This window comes from Pseudomonas sp. S30_BP2TU TE3576, assembly GCF_050436025.1.
GTDB lineage: Bacteria > Pseudomonadota > Gammaproteobacteria > Pseudomonadales > Pseudomonadaceae > Aquipseudomonas.
In genome coordinates, this window is sequence record NZ_JBNDLK010000001.1 from 268,066 (window position 1) to 284,828 (window position 16,763).

At 61.6% G+C, this 16,763-nt stretch carries 9 protein-coding genes and 1 pseudogene; 9 read left to right on the forward strand and 1 reads right to left on the reverse strand.

Annotation, left to right across the window (positions count from 1 at the left end; translation table 11 throughout):
- Window positions 1–7 precede the first annotated feature (7 nt).
- The 9 genes and pseudogenes from bcsZ (at window position 8) to ABIA48_RS01135 (ending at window position 15,374) form a co-directional block, all read left to right on the forward strand.
- Window positions 8–1,249, forward strand: coding sequence for a cellulose synthase complex periplasmic endoglucanase BcsZ (gene bcsZ / locus ABIA48_RS01095; RefSeq protein WP_429486596.1), 1,242 nt, complete (start codon window positions 8–10; stop codon window positions 1,247–1,249).
- Entirely contained in the window at window positions 1,225–5,085 is a 3,861-nt protein-coding gene (locus ABIA48_RS01100) for a cellulose synthase subunit BcsC-related outer membrane protein (RefSeq protein WP_429486598.1), read from the forward strand. The genes bcsZ and ABIA48_RS01100 overlap by 25 nt, the downstream gene beginning before the upstream one ends.
- Window positions 5,086–5,102: 17 nt before the next feature.
- Window positions 5,103–5,771 carry an SGNH/GDSL hydrolase family protein gene (locus ABIA48_RS01105; protein WP_429486600.1) on the forward strand — a complete coding sequence of 223 codons (669 nt, stop codon included), beginning with the start codon at window positions 5,103–5,105 and terminating at the stop codon, window positions 5,769–5,771.
- Window positions 5,768–6,442 (forward strand): alginate O-acetyltransferase AlgF, encoded by a 675-nt coding sequence (locus tag ABIA48_RS01110; RefSeq protein WP_429486602.1) that lies wholly within the window; start codon window positions 5,768–5,770, stop codon window positions 6,440–6,442. Before ABIA48_RS01105 ends, ABIA48_RS01110 begins: the two co-directional genes overlap by 4 nt.
- 19 nt (window positions 6,443–6,461) lie before the next feature.
- Window positions 6,462–7,871, forward strand: a complete 1,410-nt coding sequence (locus tag ABIA48_RS01115; protein ID WP_429486604.1) for an MBOAT family O-acyltransferase — start codon at window positions 6,462–6,464, stop codon at window positions 7,869–7,871.
- 216 nt (window positions 7,872–8,087) lie between these two features.
- On the forward strand, window positions 8,088–9,218 hold the full coding sequence (locus ABIA48_RS01120; protein WP_429486606.1) for an alginate O-acetyltransferase AlgX-related protein: 1,131 nt from the start codon (window positions 8,088–8,090) through the stop codon (window positions 9,216–9,218).
- Between the two features lie 279 nt (window positions 9,219–9,497).
- Window positions 9,498–10,752 (forward strand): annotated as a pseudogene (gene mexE / locus ABIA48_RS01125) (multidrug efflux RND transporter periplasmic adaptor subunit MexE).
- Window positions 10,753–10,764: 12 nt separating this feature from the next.
- The gene (locus ABIA48_RS01130) at window positions 10,765–13,956 is read left to right on the forward strand and encodes an efflux RND transporter permease subunit (RefSeq protein WP_429486608.1); all 3,192 of its coding nucleotides are present in this window, start codon (window positions 10,765–10,767) and stop codon (window positions 13,954–13,956) included.
- Window positions 13,953–15,374: an efflux transporter outer membrane subunit gene (locus ABIA48_RS01135; RefSeq protein WP_429486610.1), complete on the forward strand. Its 1,422-nt coding sequence runs from the start codon at window positions 13,953–13,955 to the stop codon at window positions 15,372–15,374. Before ABIA48_RS01130 ends, ABIA48_RS01135 begins: the two co-directional genes overlap by 4 nt.
- A gap of 422 nt (window positions 15,375–15,796) precedes the next feature.
- Here ABIA48_RS01135 and ABIA48_RS01140 read toward each other — a convergent pair whose 3' ends face one another.
- Window positions 15,797–16,762 carry an HlyD family secretion protein gene (locus ABIA48_RS01140; protein WP_429486611.1) on the reverse strand — a complete coding sequence of 322 codons (966 nt, stop codon included), beginning with the start codon at window positions 16,760–16,762 and terminating at the stop codon, window positions 15,797–15,799.
- Between the last annotated feature and the right edge of the window lies 1 nt (window position 16,763).

The following is a 16,763-nucleotide window of genomic DNA, read 5'->3' on the forward strand; positions in this document are numbered from 1 at the left end:
ACCGCGCATGCCTGTGACGTCCATGAGCAGCCGGGGTGTTTCACTTCGCCAGTGCCTGCGCGGTAATGTGCGCAGGTTGAGCGCTGTGCTTGCGCTCGCCCTGCTGGCGCCGGCGATAGCGGCCGCACAATCCTGCGAGCCGCCGGTCTGGCCGCTGTGGCAAACCTATGCAACGCGCTTCGTCCAGGCCGACGGCCGGGTTCTGGAATCGAGCCTCGAGAACAATCACAGCACTTCTGAAGGGCAGTCCTACGGCATGCTCTTCGCACTGATCGGCAACGATCAGCCGCGCTTTGACAAACTCTGGCGCTGGACATCAGCCAACCTCGCAGGCTCCGCCACCGCCACACGCCTGCCGGGCTGGTTATGGGGGCAAGGCAAAGACGGTCAGTGGCGTCTGCAAGACGCCAATTCGGCCGCCGACGCCGACCTGTGGATCGCCTACGCCCTGCTCGAAGCCGCACGCCTGTGGCATCGGCCGGACTATCACCAGGACGCCCTGCACCTGATGGCGACGATCGAAGCGCAATTGGTCGTCAAGCTGCCCGGACTGGGCCCGATGGTATTGCCCGGACCACAAGGTTTCGTCCAGCCGGACGCTCTCTGGCGCCTGAACCCCAGCTACCTGCCGCTGCCACTCTTACGGCGGCTGGCCAAGGAAGCCCCCGCCGGGCCCTGGCAAGCGATTGCCAACAACACCGCGACGATGATTGCCCAATCAAGCCACCACGGTTTTGTCGCTGACTGGGTCGGTTATCAAGGCACTTCAGCGCAATCGGGAGTCTTCGTCAGCGACCCGATCAACGGTGACACGGGCAGCTACGATGCCATTCGCGTGTACCTCTGGCTGGGCATGAGTGATATCTCCGAACCGCTGGCAGCGCTCCTGCTCAAACGGCTGGACGGCATGGCCCGCAGCACTGTCGCGACAGGCTCCCCCCCGGAAACGGTTCAGGTTCTGCACGGCAGTGTTCAGGGGCAGAGCCCTTTCGGATTCCGGGCTGCGCTGATTCCGTACCTCCAGGCCAAGGGGCACCCGCGTTTGGCCGATCAGCAACGGCACCGCGTGGAAATCGCCTTGCGCGAGGCGCTGGCCAGGCCTGATGCCGACGCAGGTCCGCCGCGTTACTACAACTTCATGCTCAGCCTTTTCGCGCTCGGCTGGGCAGATAACCATTATCGATTCCGGGAAGACGGAACGCTGAAACTCTCCTGGGAGACCGCATGCACGCGCACCACCGCACGCTAGCCATCGCCGTCATGAGCGCATGGACGGCTGCTGCCCACGCTCAAAGTCCGACGCCACAGACATTGCTCGTCGAACAAGGCCAGTACTGGCAGTCGCGCAAGAACCCTCAACGCGCTGCGGAGGTCTGGCAAAAAGTCCTGCTGCTGGACCCGGTCCAGGTTGACGCACTGTATGGCCTGGGCTTGATTGGCGTGCAACAGGGCAACTCACAACAGGCGCAGCAAAATCTCGCCCGCTTGCAGGCCATCCAGCCTGCGCCTCGGCAGGCACTGCAATTGGCACAGGACATCGCCCTGGCCCAGCCGCAGAACCAGCAGCGTCTGGAGGAGGCTCGGCGCCTGGTCGATGCCGGTGAGCGCGACAAGGCGACCACGGTGTTTCGTTCGCTGTTCGATGGCCGTTCACCTCAAGGTACGATTGGCCGCGAGTATTACAACAACCTCGCCTTCAATCAGGCTGACTGGGCTGAAGCACGCAGCGGCTTTCAGCGGCTGCAACGTGAAATGCCCAACGATTCGATCGTCGCGCTGTTTTACGCCAAGCACCTGATCCGCCGTGAAGACAGCCGTGCCGAGGGCATCCGCGCTTTGGCCGCGCTGACCCAGCGTACCGACATTGCCGGTGATGCCGATGAAAGCTGGCGCCTGGCGCTGACCTGGATCGGCCCACCCAATCCCGCACAAGTGCCGTTGTTCGAGACGTACCTCAAGACGCATCCGGATGATGGCGAAATCCGGGCGCAGATGAACAAGGGCAAGCAACGGGCAGCAACGACGGCCGGCAAGGAATGGCAACCACCCGCCGACGTCGCGCGCGGCCTGAAGGCGCTCAAAGAAGGTGATCAGGTCACCGCCGAACAGTCGTTTCAAGCGCGTTTGAACACCCGGCCCGATGATGCTGACGCGCTGGGTGGCCTTGGTGTTATCCGCCAGCAACAACACCGATTGGCCGAAGCGGAAAAGCTCCTGGGTCAGGCCACGCGACAACGCGACGGCAGCCATTGGCAAGCCGCGCTGAACGAAGTGCGCTACTGGTCGGCATTGCAACAGGCCCGCGACGCCCAGGCCAAAGGCCAGGCAGGCCAGGCACAGGTCTTGGTAAACCAGGCGCTGCAGCTCAATCCAAACGGGGCGGACGCCCGCCTCGCCCTGGCGGATATTCAGGCTGGCGCGGGGCAGTTCGGTGACGCTCAGCGTAACTATCGCCAAACGTTGAACCTGCGCCGCGACGACCCTCAAGCACTGGAAGGGCTGGTCAATGTGCTGCTCAAGAGCGGCAAGAACGATGAAGCCCTGCAACTGATCAACAGCCTGCCAGCCACCGGACAGACCAAGATCGGCCAGTCCGCACGCCTGCAAGCCTTGCGTGCGACGCAACTGGCCGCCCTCGCCGAACAACGCAACGACCTGCCCGCCGCGCGCAGCGCCTTGCAAGACGCACTGCGCTACGAACCGGACAACATCTGGACGCGTTTCGCCCTGGCCCGCCTGAACCTGGCGATGGGCGAACCGCAAAAGGCGCGGGACCTGATCAACGCCATGCTCCAGGCCCACCCCGACAATGCCGATGCGCTTTACGTCAGCGCTTTGTTATCGGTGCAGATGGGTGAGTGGAAAGCAGCCCAGACAACGTTAGGACGCTTGCGCCCCGACCAGCGCACCCCGGACATGGAAGCGCTGGCCGCCGACGTCAGCTTCAACCTGCAACTCAGCCAGGTAATCGAATTGGGCAAGCGCGGACAGCGCCAGGAAGCCCTGACCTTGCTCGAGCGCATTCAACCGATGACCAACAACAGTCCAGACCGCACGGCGAGCCTGGCCTCGGCCTATGTCGACATCGGCGAACCGACCCGTGCGCTGGCCCTCATGCGCGGCCAGTTGCAAAACACCGCTGCGCCCTCGGCGGACTTCATCCTGCAATACGCCGCTGTGTTGCTTAAATCCGGAGAAGACGCACAGGTCAACGAGATTCTGCGCGACCTTCAGAACAGGCCCTTGAACGCGCCGGCTCGCAAGCGTTTCGACGACCTGCTCTATCTCTATCGCATCCGCCAGGCTGATCAGTTGCGTGAGCGAGGCGATCTGGCCAACGCCTACGACACGCTTGCGCCCGCACTGGCGCAACGTCCCGGTGACAGTGCTGCCGTCGCGGCCCTGGCGCGGATGTACTCGGCCAACCGCGACACGGCAAAAGCCCTCGAACTCTACAAACCGCTGTTACAACGTCAGCCAAACGACCCGCAACTGCTGTTGGGTGCCGCCGACGCGGCGGTGTTGGCACATGACGCGGCCTTCGCCGAACAGGCATTGCAACAGCTGCTCAAGACCGAATCCGGCAATCCTCAAACGCTGACAGAGGCTGCCCGCCTCTACCAGAACATGGGCAAGACCGGCACGGCGGCCGATCTGCTGCGCAAAGCCGTGGCCATTGAACAGAGCGAGAAACGCAGAAGCCAGGGCGCCCAACTGGCAGGTTCGACAGTGGCGCCCAACCCTTTTGCCGGGGTGTCGGGCTCACGTAACGAAGTCAGTCGCGACACCTTGCTGGCAGCCATTCCGCCACCGGTACAAGAGATGCCAGATCGCATGACGTCCCACACGTCTTTTGTCATCGGCGCTTCGCCAAAACCGCAGCAAGCGAGCAATCCATTCGAGTCGCAACAGCCGCGCGCAGCGCTGGTGAGCGAGGACATCAGCCCCGCGCAACTGGCGCTGAATAAAATCCTTCAAGAGCGCAGTGCCTACGTCACCCAGGGCGTGAGCATTCGCAGCAACAACAGTGAGTCGGGGTTGAGCAAACTGACCGATATCGAAACACCGCTGGAAATCAATATTCCGTTGGATGAAAGCCGCATCGCGCTGCGCGTGACGCCCGTCTCGCTGAACGCCGGCAGCGTCAGCAGCGAAGCGCTGTCGCGTTTCGGTAACGGTGCGCAGAGCGGCAATGCCGGTTCGCAAAAAGCCGAGGGTGTTGGCCTTTCCGTTGCCATTCAACGGCCTGCTGACGGGCTCAAAGCCGATCTTGGCACCACCCCGCTCGGCTTCAAGTACTCCACCGCGACGGGCGGCATCAGCATTGATCGCCCCGTGAGCGACACCTCCAATGTCCGCTACGGCGTGAGCGTTTCCCGGCGCCCGGTGACGGACAGCGTCACCTCGTTTGCCGGCACCACGGACAAGCGCAGCGGGCAGTCCTGGGGGGGGGTGACCGCCAACGGCGGACGTGGCCAGTTGAGCTTTGACGACAACGAAGTCGGCGCCTATGGCTACGCCTCCTGGCACCAGCTATTGGGCAACCATGTCGAGTCCAACAGCCGCAGTGAGCTGGGCAGCGGTGTGTACTGGTACCTGCAAAATGCAACGGACAGCAAGCTGACCGTCGGCCTGAGCATGACCGGCATCAGCTACGCCAACAACCAGGACTTTTTCACCTATGGCCACGGTGGCTATTTCAGCCCGCAGACATTCTTCGCCCTCGGCGTGCCAGTGACCTGGGCGCAACGCTCCGGACGCTTGACGTACCAAGTCAAGGGCTCGGTCGGCGTACAGCATTTTGAACAGGACAGCGCCGACTATTTCCCGACCGACAAAGCCCTGCAGATGGCCTCGGGCCTGCGCTACGCCGGGCAAAACAAAACCGGGATCGGCTACAGCGTCGCCGCGGCGGCTGAATACAAGTTCGCGTCGAACTTCCTGTTGGGCGCCAATCTGGGCCTGGACAACGCCCGCGACTACCAACAACTCAGCGGTGCCCTGTCTTTGCGCTACCAGTACGAGGAGATCAGCGGCCCCATGAGCCTGCCGGTCAGCCCGTACACCTCGCCTTATTCCAACTGATCATTCTGGAGCTTTCGATGCCCACTTCTGCCCTTGCCGGCCTGACTCTTCTTGTTCTTGGGGAGAGCCACATGAGCCTCGCGGACCATTTGCTGGAGCCGCTGCACGACAACCTGACGCGCCAGGGCGCCCAGGTCCACTCCATCGGTGCCTGCGGCGCCAGCGCCGGCGACTGGCTGATCAGTAAAAAAGTCGACTGCGGCGCCGAGCGCAAAGGCAACGACAAGATCGTGATCAAGGGGCGCGAGGCAACCACCACACCGATCCAGGACCTGATCGCCGCTGACAAGCCCGACCTGGTGGTGCTGGTCATCGGCGACACCATGGCGTCCTATGACAAGCCAGTGTTTCCAAAGGCTTGGGCATGGCAAAGCGTCACCGGCCTGGCCAAGGCCATTGCGGCCACCGGGACCCGTTGCGCCTGGGTAGGCCCGGCCTGGGGTAAAGCCGGTGGCATGTACCAGAAAAATGATGCCCGCACCCAATTGATGTCGCAGTTTTTGGCCGCGAACGTGGCGCCTTGTGCCTACATCGATTCGCTGGCGTTCTCCAAACCCGGGCAGTGGATCACCACCGATGGGCAGCACTTCACCGTCGCCGGTTATCAATCCTGGGGCAATGCGATTGGTGGCGCGTTGGCCAAACTGCCCGCCGACACCGTCAGCAGCACAGGAGCCGGCAAATGAGCCGATCAAGATGTGGCTGGGTCCTGTTCGCGCCCTTGATGCTGAGCCTGCACGCCCAGGCCGCCGACATTGCCCTGTACCCGACGGGCCCGGATCAGGACTCGGCCTTCCTGCGCTTTATCAACGCCGCCGACCGCCCCTTGCAGCTGCTGGCCGAAGGCTCGCGGGCCAGCCTCAGGCTCGAAGGTTCGAATGCCGTGTCCGACTACCTGCCCGTGCCCGCCAACCAGCCGATCAAGGGCACCCTGGAACTCAACGGTAAAAGCCAGCCGCTGGACGTGCAGGTGGCGGCAGGCGAATTCGCCAGCGTGATCGCATTGCCGGACAGCGCTCAAGGTATCCGCCAGGTCGTCATCCGTGAGCAACCCGACGACTTCAATAGCCTGAGAGCCTCGCTGGCGTTTTTCAGCGCCGATCCAGCATGCACCCAGGCCGGTTTGCGCGCTGCGGGAAAAAATGCCGACCTGTTCAAGGAAGTGGCAGACGGCAGCGTACAACGCCGAGCGATCAACCCGGTCAGCCTGTCGGTTCAATTGGTCTGCGCCCAAACCAACGTCGGTGCCCCGCTTGACCTGGGCCGGCTCAAGGCCGGCGAGCGCTACAGCGTTGTGCTGCTGCCGGGCGCAAATGGCCCGTACCTGCTGCTAGCGACTGACGTCCTGGCCCACTGATCCGGATCGCGCCACCACCATGGTTTTTGCCTCTCTCGAGTTTCTGACGTTGTTCCTGCCGCTGTTCCTGTGCGCCTATGCAGTGTGCCCAGCGGCGTGGCGCAACGTCACGTTACTGATCGGCAGCTGGCTGTTCTATGGCTGGTTGAGCCCACGGTTCCTCGCGGTGCATGTAATCCTGACGATCACGGCGTGGACCGGTGGGCTGCTGATAGACGCCTTGCGGGAAGAAGGCAAGGGCCGCGTGCGGCTACTCGCGACGCTGATCGTGCTCAACACGGCGGTGCTGTGCTGGTACAAGTACGCCAACATCGTTGCCGGCACGTTGATCGATACCATCACCGGGTACGGCGTCCTGCCCCCGGACTGGCAGCGGGTCATCATGCCGGCCGGGCTGTCGTTTATCGTCTTGCAGGCGATTTCCTATCTGGTGGATGTGCATCGCCGTACCGTGCCGGTTGAACGCAGCTTCATTGACTACGCCACTTACATTTCGATGTTCGGCCATTCGGTCGCAGGCCCCATCATTCGCTATGACTGGGTTCGGCGTGAGCTGAATCAACGTTACTTCAACCTGCAGAACTTCTCGCTGGGCGCACGCCGGTTCATGGTCGGGATGTGCATGAAGGTCCTGGTGGCCGACACCCTTTCGCCGGTGGTTGACGTGGCATTCAACGTGCAGAACCCAAGTTTCTCTGATGCCTGGATCGGCTGCCTTGCCTACTCCCTGCAACTGTTCTTCGACTTCGCCGGCTACAGCGCAATGGCCATTGGTCTGGGCTTGATGCTGGGTTTTCACTTTCCCGAGAACTTCGACCGTCCGTATCTGGCCAACAGCATCCAGGACTTCTGGCGCCGCTGGCATCTGTCGCTGTCCAGTTGGTTACGTGACTATCTGTACATTTCGCTGGGTGGCAATCGCAACGGCACCTGGAAAACCTACCGCAACCTGTTCCTGATCATGGCCATCGCCGGCCTCTGGCACGGCGGCGATAGCTGGAATTATCTGCTGTGGGGCAGCGCCCATGGCATTGCGTTGTGTGTGAACCGTGCCTGGAACAGCTCCACCCTGCCCCCGGTACCGCCGGTGCTGTCCCATGGGCTGACACTGCTGTTCGTCTGCCTGGCCTGGACACTGTTCCGCGCCCCCGACTTTCATAGCGCGCTGAACCTGTATGCCGGACAGTTCGGCCTGCAGGGCATCGCTCTCGGTGACGAACTGTCCGTGACCCTGCGCCCGGTACACGGCCTTGCGGGTTTACTGGGTGTGTTCGGTGTCGTCGCACCGCTAATGCGCCCTTACTGTGAGAAACAACTGGGCGGCATTGCGTTTTACACCGCCGCCCTTTGGCCCATCGCCGGTTTCGTGCTGTCGTTCGCACTGATCGCCAGTCGCGAAACCGTACCCTTCCTGTACTTCCAATTCTGATGACGACGCCAAAGCACACCCCGCCCCCCGTAGCAGCTGACGAGCCCGCGCGGCTGCGTTCGAGGACCAAGTCCTCGCAAATCCTGCGCACACTGTTTGCATGGAAGAACTCGTTGCTTGATTTAACGACTGCTTCGCAGTCGAACGCAGCCTCGCGGGCTCGGCAGCTGCTACAGACACGGTGCTGCGCCGTATTTCAATGTTGTGGAGATACCTATGCCCACTCAGTCTGATGATCTGGCGACACGCAGCAGTCGGTTGGCAGGCTTGGCGCTGCTGATATTTCTGTTCGTCGGACTGCTGTCCTCTGGCCGTCTGATCGTTTCAGGGCAGATCTCGCTGTTACCCGATAAAGTGCTGACCCCGCAGTTTTTTGACGGCGATATCACTCACCGGATTGCCAAGGAATTGTCGAACGCTCAACTGCCCACGACCTTCGCCGAGCTGGAGCGCGGTGTCAGCTGGCTGCTCCTCGGTGACACCGGGCCGAGGGTTCGCTCGGGTTGTCCGGACTGGTTGTTTTTGGCTGATGAGCTCAAGGTCAATCATCAAGCACAGCGCAATGCCGATGCCAAAGTCCAGGCAGTGATTGATCTGAAGCAGCAGCTCTCGCAACGAGACATCAGCCTGCTGGTGGTCATCGTTCCAGACAAGAGCCGCATCGCTTACGAGCAGCGTTGCGCACTGCAGCGCCCAGCCGCTCTCGAAGGGCGCATCCAGGCCTGGACCTCGAAGTTGGGCGTGGGGGGCGTGTCGAATCTGGACCTCACCGGTGCGCTGACGCCACTGGGAGCCAGTGCCTGGTTGCGCACCGATACGCACTGGAGCGAATCCGGCGCGAAGGTGGCGGCCAATGCCATCTCACAGCGCCTGAAGACCCTGGGCATCAGCGCAACGCCAGGCAGGTCGTTCAACGAAAGTCATGCCCCGCTCGCGGTGCGGCCTGGCGATCTGGTCCATCTGGCGGGCATCGACTGGCTGCCGCTCAAATGGCAGCCCACCCCCGAAATGCTCGCCCAAACCAGCACCCACGAACTTCCCATTGCGTCAGTCGCCAGCCCTGACACTGAGGCAGACCTCTTTGGCGATGCCGACCTCCCCAACACCGCGCTCATCGGCACTTCATTCTCGCGCAACTCCAACTTCGCAGGATTTCTGCAGCAGGCACTGGGCGCCCCCGTGGGTAACTTCGCCAAAGACGGCGGAGCGTTCTCTGGCGCTGCAAACAGCTACCTCAACAACCCGGCCTTCAAAGAAACGCCGCCAAAGCAAATCATCTGGGAGATCCCGGAGCGGGACCTGCAATCGGCTTACATCGACCCCATTGTCTTTCGCCCGTTGCGCTAGGCCATGCTCTGCCGTGTAGCAAACGACGACGTGATCGAGATCGTCAGAATCCTTCATGACGCCAAGGCGTCACTCGGTTTCGAGTCGAACTATTGCACCCAATGCAACACACAATTGTCATCAATCCAGTTGATGGCGACCAAACACAAGGCGCAGTCTAGAGGGCTGGCTTGGGCCTTATATCATTCCGAATGATAGTTACCTTTGCCCCATTCGATTCGTGAGATACAAACCCGCCGCGCATCATTCGCCAATCTCAACACATTGGCGGATGCATCCATGGAACAGTCATTCAAACATTTGCGCTTCCCGTTGGCTTTGTTGGCCGTAGTGGTGATCAGCGCTTGCGGCAAGGCCCCGGAAACCGCCGCCACGATGCCGGCAGCCAAGGTCAGCGTGGCCAAGGTGCTGGAACAACCGGTCAACGAGTGGGACGAATTCACCGGGCGCCTGGAAGCCCCGGAAACTGTCGAGATTCGTCCACGGGTCTCCGGCCAGATCGATGAAGTGGCGTTCACTGAAGGCGCGCTGGTCAAGAAAGGCGACCTGCTGTTCCAGATCGACCCGCGTCCGTTCCAGGCTGAGGTCCGCCGCCTCGAAGCACTGGTTGCACAATCGCGAGCCAATGCCACCCGCAGCGAAAACGAAGCCCAGCGTGGTGAACGCCTGCGCACCAGCAATGCCATTTCCGCCGAACTGGCCGATTCGCGTACCAGCCGCCGCTCAGGAAGCCCGTGCTGCCGTCGGTGCCCTGCAAGCGCAACTGGACCTGGCCAAGCTGAACCTGAGCTTCACCCGCGTCACCGCCCCCATCAGCGGCCGCGTCAGCCGTGCGGAGATCACCGCCGGCAACCTGGTGACCGCCGACACCACCCCGCTCACCAGCGTGGTCTCCACCGACAAGGTGTACGCCTACTTCGATGCTGACGAGCGTGTGTTCCTCAAGTACACGCAACTTGCTCGCCAGGGCAAACGCGGCGACACCACTCCGGTGTACATGGGCCTGTCCAACGAAGACGGCAACCCGCACCAGGGCCAGATGAACTTCATCGACAACCAGGTCAACCCGAAAACCGGCACCATCCGTGGTCGCGCGGTGTTCGACAACAGCGATGGCAGCTACACCCCGGGCCTGTATGCACGCCTGAAACTGGTGGGCAGCGGCACCTACAACGCCATGCTGATCAACGATGAAGCCGTCGGCACTGACCTGGGCAAGAAGTTCGTGCTGGTGATGGATGCCGACAACAAGACCGCCTACCGCGCCGTGGAGCTGGGTCCGAAGATTGAAGGCTTGCGCATCGTGCGCAACGGCCTGAACAAGGACGACACCATTATCGTCAAGGGCCTGCAACGGGTACGTCCTGGTTCACCGGTCACGCCTGAAGTGATTCCGATGGCCAGCGAACAAACCCTCGCGGCACTCGCACAACAACGCCAAGCGCTGGAAGCCAGCAACCTGCCCCAAGTCGCGCCTGTCAAGGTTGCACCGGGTACGGCTGTGAAACTGGCCGCCACGACCCCACGCGGTTAAGGGATTTCCAAGATGAATTTTTCCCAGTTCTTCATTTCGCGGCCGATCTTCGCAGCGGTTCTATCGCTGCTGATCCTGATCGCCGGTGCGATCTCGCTGTTCCAGTTGCCGATCAGCGAATACCCGGAAGTGGTGCCGCCGACCGTGGTGGTGCGCGCCAACTTCCCGGGTGCCAACCCTAAAGTCATCGGTGAAACCGTGGCCGCTCCGCTGGAGCAAGCCATCACCGGCGTCGAGAACATGCTGTACATGTCCTCGCAATCCACCGCCGATGGCAAGATCACCCTGACCATCACCTTTGCCCTGGGTACCGACCTGGATAACGCCCAGGTGCAGGTGCAAAACCGCGTGACCCGGACCGAGCCGAAACTTCCCGAGGAAGTAACGCGCATCGGCATCACCGTGGACAAGGCATCGCCCGACCTGACGATGGTTGTGCACTTGACCTCGCCGGACAAGCGCTACGACATGCTGTACCTGTCCAACTACGCCCTGCTCAACATCAAGGATGAGCTGGCGCGCCTGGGCGGTGTCGGCGATGTGCAGTTGTTCGGCATGGGCGATTACTCGCTGCGTGTGTGGCTCGACCCGAACAAAACCGCTTCACGCAACCTGACTGCAACCGACGTCGTGACCGCGATTCGCGAGCAAAACCGTCAAGTAGCGGCCGGTGCATTGGGTGCGCCTCCTGCACCGAATGCCACTGCATTCCAGCTGTCGGTCAACACCCAGGGGCGTCTGGTTTCCGAGGAAGAGTTCGAGAACATCATCATTCGCTCTGGCGACGACGGTGAAATCACTCGCCTCAAGGACATTGCCCGCGTTGAGCTGGGCTCCAGCCAGTACGCCCTGCGTTCGCTGTTGAACAACCAACCGGCGGTGGCGATCCCGATCTTCCAGCGCCCGGGTTCCAACGCCATCGAGATCTCCAACGAAGTGCGGTCGAAAATGGCCGAGCTGAAGAAGAGCTTCCCCGAAGGCATGGACTTCAGCATCGTCTATGACCCGACGATCTTCGTGCGCGGCTCCATCGAGGCGGTGGTTCACACCCTCTTCGAAGCACTGATCCTCGTGGTACTGGTGGTGATTCTGTTTCTGCAAACCTGGCGCGCCTCGATCATTCCGTTGGTGGCGGTACCGGTATCGCTGATCGGTACCTTTGCCGTGATGCACCTGTTCGGTTTCTCGCTCAACGCCCTGTCGCTGTTCGGCCTGGTATTGGCCATCGGTATCGTGGTGGACGATGCCATCGTGGTGGTGGAGAACGTCGAGCGGAACATCGAGCTCGGACTGACGCCAGTCGAAGCCACCAAACGCGCCATGCGTGAAGTGACCGGCCCCATCATTGCGACGGCGCTGGTGCTGTGCGCGGTGTTCGTCCCTGCGGCATTTATCTCCGGCCTGACGGGTCAGTTCTACAAGCAATTCGCCCTGACCATTGCCATCTCGACGGTGATCTCGGCCTTTAACTCGCTGACCCTTTCGCCAGCACTGGCCGCGGTATTGCTCAAAGGGCATGACGCGCCGAAAGACCGATTCTCCAAGGTACTGGACAAGATTTTCGGTGGCTGGCTGTTCCGTCCGTTCAACCGCTTCTTCGAGAAGGCCAGCCACGGTTATGTCGGCACGGTTGCCCGTGTGATCCGCTCAAGCGGTATCGCCCTGCTGCTGTACGCCGGCCTGATGGTCCTGACTTTCTTCGGTTTCTCCAGCACCCCGACCGGTTTCGTACCCGGCCAGGACAAGCAATACCTGGTGGCTTTTGCGCAACTGCCGGATGCATCGAGCCTGGACCGCACCGAAGACGTGATCAAGCGCATGTCCGAGCTGGCCCTGAAACAGCCTGGCGTGGAAAGTGCCGTGGCCTTCCCTGGCCTGTCGATCAACGGCTTCACCAACAGCCCGAACGCCGGCATCGTGTTCGTGACCCTGAAACCGTTCGACGAGCGTAAAGACCCGAGCATGTCCGCCGGTGCGATTGCCGGCGCCTTGAACGGCCAATACGCGAACATTCAGGAAGCCTACATGGCGATCTTCCCGCCGCCGCCGGTACAAGGCCTGGGCACCATCGGTGGTTTCCGCCTGCAAATCGAAGACCGGGGCAACCTGGGCTACGAAGAGCTGTACAAGGAAACCATGAACATCATCGCCAAGAGCCACAGCGTGCCGGAACTGGCCGGCCTGTTCACCAGCTACACGGTGAACGTGCCACAGGTCGATGCCGCCATCGACCGGGAAAAAGCCAAGACCCACGGCGTGGCTGTCAGCGACATCTTCGACACCTTGCAGATCTACCTGGGCTCGCTGTATGCCAACGACTTCAACCGCTTTGGCCGCACCTATCAGGTCAACGTTCAGGCCGAACAGCAGTTCCGCCTCGAATCCGACCAGATCGGCCAGCTGAAGGTGCGTAACAACAAAGGCGAGATGATCCCGCTGGCGACCTTCATCAAGGTCAGCGACACCTCAGGTCCCGACCGCGTGATGCACTACAACGGCTTCATCACTGCTGAAATCAACGGTGCGGCAGCCCCCGGCTACAGCTCCGGCCAGGCCGAAAAAGCCATCGAGAAACTGCTCAAGGAAGAACTGCCGAACGGCATGACCTATGAATGGACCGACCTGACGTACCAGCAGATTCTGTCCGGCAACACCGCGCTGTTCGTGTTCCCGCTCTGCGTGCTGCTGGCGTTCCTGGTACTGGCGGCTCAGTACGAAAGCTGGAGCCTGCCGCTGGCGGTGATTCTGATCGTACCGATGACCCTGCTGTCGGCCATTACCGGGGTGATTGCCTCCGGTGGTGACAACAACATCTTCACCCAGATCGGCCTGATCGTACTGGTGGGCCTGGCGTGCAAGAACGCGATCCTGATCGTCGAGTTCGCCAAGGACAAGCAACTGGAAGGCCTCAACCCGCTGGCGGCGGTTCTGGAAGCCTGCCGTCTGCGTCTGCGGCCGATCCTGATGACCTCCTTCGCGTTCATCATGGGTGTTGTGCCGCTGGTGTTCTCCAGCGGTGCCGGTGCCGAAATGCGCCACGCCATGGGTGTAGCGGTGTTCTCCGGGATGCTCGGCGTGACCTTCTTCGGTCTGTTGCTGACGCCAGTGTTCTACGTACTGATTCGTAACTTTGTCGAGCGCGGTGAAGCGCGCAAAGCCGCCAAGGCCTTGAAAGTGCAGTCGCAACTGGAGTCGCATCAATGAGTCTGAAAGCCTTCCTGCCGAGCCTGCTGGCACTGGCACTCAGCGCCTGTGCCGTCGGCCCGGACTACAAGACCCCAGCCACGGAACCGGCGAACATCACCACCGCCACCGATGGCGCGGCCGGTCAGAAAAACTTTGACCGTTCTCGTTTCGAAGGCATCTGGTGGCAGCAGTTCGAAGACCCGACGCTCAACCAGTTGGTGACGCAATCGCTCAAGGGCAACCGTGATCTGCGCGTCGCTTTTGCCCGCTGGAAAGCGGCCCGTGCCATCCGCGATGACATCAGTAATGACAACCTGCCGGTCGTCACCAGCCGTGTCAGCAGTGACCTGGGCAAGGGGCAGATTCCCGGCCAGACCACCGACCGGGTCAATAGCGAACGCTACGACCTGGGCCTGGACATGGCCTGGGAGATCGACCTGTTTGGTCGTATCCAGCGCAACCTGGAATCAGCGAATGCCGAGCAACAGTCGCTTGAAGCCGATCTGTATCAGCTGCAAGTGACCATGATTGCCGAACTGGTGGATGCCTACGGTCAACTGCGCGGTGCGCAACTGCGGGAAAAGATCGCCCTGGCCAACCTGGAGAACCAGCAGGAGTCGCGCAAGATCACCATCAACCTGCGTGATGCCGGCGTCGGCGATCAGCTCGATGTGGAACGTGCCGATGCCCGCCTGGCGTCGGTCGAAGCCAGCGTGCCGCAATTGCAGGCCGAGCAGGTTCGGGAGAAGAACCGTATCGCCACGCTGCTGGGCGAGCGTCCGGACAAGTTGACCGTGGACCTGAGCCCGAAAGACTTGCCGGCGATTGCCAAGGCCTTGCCGATCGGTAATCCGGGTGAACTGCTGCAACGCCGGCCGGACATTCTCAGTGCCGAACGCAAACTGGCGTCGGCCACGGCGCGGATCGGCGTGGCCAAGGCCGACCTGTTCCCGCAAGTCAGCCTCAGCGGCTTCCTTGGCTTCACCGCCGGGCGTGGTTCGCAAATCGGTTCCTCGGCGGCCAACGCCTGGGCGCTGGGTCCGAGCATCACCTGGGCGGCGTTCGACCTGGGCAGCGTGCGCGCCCGTTTGCGCGCCGCCGACGCGGATGCCGAAGGGGCCCTGGCGACCTACGAGCAGCAAGTCTTGCTGGCCCTGGAAGAATCGGAAAACGCGTTCAGCGACTACGGCAAACGCCAACAGCGCCTGATCTCGCTGATTCGTCAGAGCGAATCCAGCCGCTCGGCCGCCGACCTGGCGGAAATCCGCTACCGCGAAGGCACCGCCGATTTCCTCGTGTTGCTCGACGCCCAGCGTGAACGCCTGGCCGCCGAAGACTCCCAGGCCCAGGCTGAAGTCGACCTGTATCGCGGCATCGTCGCAATCTACAAGGCCATCGGCGGTGGCTGGCAGCCGGAGACGGTCGCGAGCAATTAACCCGATGGCTTGAAAAGCCCCTTTGGTTGGCCGCAACCAACCAATTTCCTTTGCCCTGCGTCTCATTCGGTCGCGGGGCTTTTTTTGCCTTTTCAAAGGCAATGTACATCCCTTGTGGGAGCGGGCTTGCTCGCGAAGGCGGTGTGTCAGGCAATACATATGTCTACTGACACACCGCCTTCGCGAGCAAGCCCGCTCCCACAGGGGGGGGGTATTAAGCAATTTCAGCTGCGACACCCTTTGTAGCAGCTGCCGAGCCCGCGAGGCTGCGTTCGGCTGCATAGCAGTCGTGAGTCCAGCTGACGCGGTTTTCCTGACGTACCGCAATGACTGATTTTACGACTGCTTCGCAGCCGAACGCAGCCTCGCGGGCTCGGCAGCTGCTACAGATCGCATTACCGCTTAACTGACTGGTATTAGGGTTAATGCGGGTCTTTGGATTCGTGGTTTTCCTGGACGGTCACGGTGGCTGTGGTCCCCGCCCTGAGCTTGTCTTTACCGGCATAGTCGGCATCGATCTGGATCCGCACCGGCACCCGCTGCGCCAGTTTGATCCAGGTGTAACTGGGGTTGATGTTGGCCAGCAGGCGGCCGCCCGGCAGGTTTTCCCGGTCGGCAATGGCGAAGGCAATGCTCTGCACTTTGCCGCCAAACGTCTCGCCACTCATCAATTCGATTTTGACCCGGTCGCCCTCCCCGATCCGCGGCAACTTGGTTTCTTCAAAGTAGCCACTGACATAGAACGAATCGCTGTCCACCAGCGCCAGTAATGGCCCACCGGCCGAGGCGTAGTCGCCCTCCCGGGTAAGAAGATTGGTGACGTAGCCGGTCACCGGGGATACAACATGGGTACGCTGCAAATCGAGTTCAGACTGGGTCAATGCCGCGATGGCCAGTTGCACGTTGGCCTGGGCCAACACCAGATTTGCCTGATTACGCAGTAAATCAGCCTGGGCAACCGATACATCGGTGTTGGCTTTTTCCCACTCTTCGCCGGAAATCGCCGAACGGTCCTTGAGCGTACGCCGCCGCTGCTCTTCGCTCTGTCGTTGTTTGAGCAATGCTTCGCTGGCGGTAATAGTTGCCTGGGCCTGCCCAAGTGAGGCTTTGGCCACCTCCACCGCGCGTTTGGCATGCTCCACCGCAAGGGTGTAACGCGCCGGGTCGATCTCCAGCAGGGCCTGGCCCTTGTCCACGTGTTGGTTGTCCTGCACGGCCAGGCTGACGATTCGCCCCGAAACATCGGCGGACAAGGTCACCACATCGGCACGCACCCTGGCATCCCGGGTCCAGGGGGCGCGGGTGTAATGCTCCCAGGCGAACCAGCCCAGAATGAAGGCCAGCAGTACCACCGCAACCGTCGAGAGTCGGGAAAGGATGTTCTTCAAG